This window comes from Staphylococcus argensis, assembly GCF_002902305.1.
Classification (GTDB): domain Bacteria; phylum Bacillota; class Bacilli; order Staphylococcales; family Staphylococcaceae; genus Staphylococcus; species Staphylococcus argensis.
This window is the reverse complement of the sequence record NZ_PPPX01000019.1, coordinates 1-1,786: the sequence shown is the minus strand read 5'-3', so window position 1 is coordinate 1,786 and position 1,786 is coordinate 1. Positions and strand designations below refer to the sequence as shown.

Here is a 1,786-nt window from a genome sequence, read left to right as displayed (position 1 = left end):
CTACCACATCCATTGAAGTAATCATTTGAGATTCATGTAATAATTCTAAGGCAAAGTGACTTTCCCGATAAGTTAAACCGCCTAATACACGCGTACCTGTTCTAGGTGTTTCCACTGGATCTAACCCATCCACATCTAATGAGAGATGGATGCCATCCGTTTTATCTTTAAGATAATTAATTGTCTCCTCGATTACATGTTGAATACCATAACGATCAATATCTGCCATCGTATAAGTTTGAATATGATGTTTCTTGATGTATTGCTTCTCCCCTTCGTCTAAGTCACGCATACCGATTAGGACAATATTCTCAGGTTTCACTTTAGGCGCAAATCCACCTAACTGAACGAGGCCTTCATCCCCTTCTCCAGCAAGCACACGCAATGGCATACCGTGTACATTACCAGAAGGCGACTCCTCAGGGATATTTAAATCGCCATGCGCATCATACCAAATCACACCTAAGTTCTCGTAATGTTGGCTCACTCCAGTAATCGAACCAATAGCTAGAGAGTGATCTCCTCCAATAACTAGTGGGAAATGATTACGCGCAACACTAGTAGACACCGCTTCACTTAAATTTTTAGACACGGTCATTATTTCATCATAGTTGCGTAGACCTTCTTGCGGCCCATGAAAACGTTCCAAATCAATACGAGGGACATCAATATTGCCTCTATCTTCCACTTCAAGACCTAAATTTTGAATTCGTTTGACGAGTCCAGCATAGCGAATAGCCTCCGGTCCTAAGTTGACCCCTAGTTTAGGCTGACCATATGTAGTAGGTGCACCTATGATATCTATTTTATTCATTATCAATCACAACCCCTTTGTGTTAGATATATTGTAAGAATAAACGAAACGTATAGTACATTCAATTAAGGTTACTTTTGGTATGGTTTGATAAAATGGGTTGAATTACATAATATATCAGAATGCTGCTTGAACATTCATTTGAGCTGCAGGTTTATATAAAATTAATGTATGACTATTCATATTTGAGAAGCTGAAATTTTTTGAAGAAATAGCAAAGAAAAATAAGTTGAAAGAAAGCAAAACGATCATTTTAATCTGTAATTATTGAAAGTCCCTTTGATTAGAGAAATGGTATGTTCATGATACGGGGGATCAATCAATATGAGAGTTAGACCTCAATGATGAAACGAAGTTACGGAGCTAAGATAATTATAAAAGTACGAAAAAAGCACCTCCCAATAAGGAAGGTGCAAGAGTGAGCCATAGAGGATTCGAACCTCTGACCCTCTGATTAAAAGTCAGATGCTCTACCAACTGAGCTAATGGCTCATGGCTGGGCTAGCTGGATTCGAACCAGCGCGTGACGGAGTCAAAGTCCGTTGCCTTACCGCTTGGCTATAGCCCAATAATCATGGTGGAAGGGGGCAGATTCGAACTGCCGAACCCGAAGGAGCGGATTTACAGTCCGCCGCGTTTGGCCAACTTCGCTACCCCTCCGTAGCTATTAAATTGAAATGGTGGAGGATGACGGGATCGAACCGCCGACCCCCTGCTTGTAAGGCAGATGCTCTCCCAGCTGAGCTAATCCTCCACAAATGACCCCGACGGGACTCGAACCCGTGTTACCGCCGTGAAAGGGCGGTGTCTTAACCGCTTGACCACGGGGCCATATGGCTCCACAGGTAGGATTCGAACCTACGACCGATCGGTTAACAGCCGATAGCTCTACCACTGAGCTACTGTGGATTAATACTATGCCTGGCAACGTCCTACTCTTGCGGAACGTAAGTCCGACTACCATCGGCGCTA

The 1,786-nt window shown here is 42.9% G+C and carries 1 protein-coding gene and 6 tRNA genes; all 7 read right to left on the bottom strand.

Translation table 11 applies throughout. The features are described from left to right. Positions 1–814, bottom strand: an 814-nt coding sequence (gene rocF, locus CD039_RS11425; RefSeq protein WP_103372466.1) for an arginase, incomplete at its 3' end; no start/stop codon positions are given. Between the two features lie 419 nt (positions 815–1,233). Next, positions 1,234–1,306 (bottom strand) — tRNA-Lys (locus tag CD039_RS11420). A 1-nt stretch (position 1,307) separates the two neighbouring features. Continuing rightward, positions 1,308–1,382, bottom strand: a tRNA-Gln gene (locus tag CD039_RS11415). A gap of 7 nt (positions 1,383–1,389) precedes the next feature. Then, positions 1,390–1,474 (bottom strand) — tRNA-Tyr (locus CD039_RS11410). An 18-nt stretch (positions 1,475–1,492) separates the two neighbouring features. Then, positions 1,493–1,568: transfer RNA gene (locus tag CD039_RS11405), tRNA-Val, on the bottom strand. Between the two features lie 5 nt (positions 1,569–1,573). Next, positions 1,574–1,645, bottom strand: a tRNA-Glu gene (locus tag CD039_RS11400). A 3-nt stretch (positions 1,646–1,648) separates the two neighbouring features. Further along, positions 1,649–1,723, bottom strand: a tRNA-Asn gene (locus CD039_RS11395). Positions 1,724–1,786 lie beyond the last annotated feature (63 nt).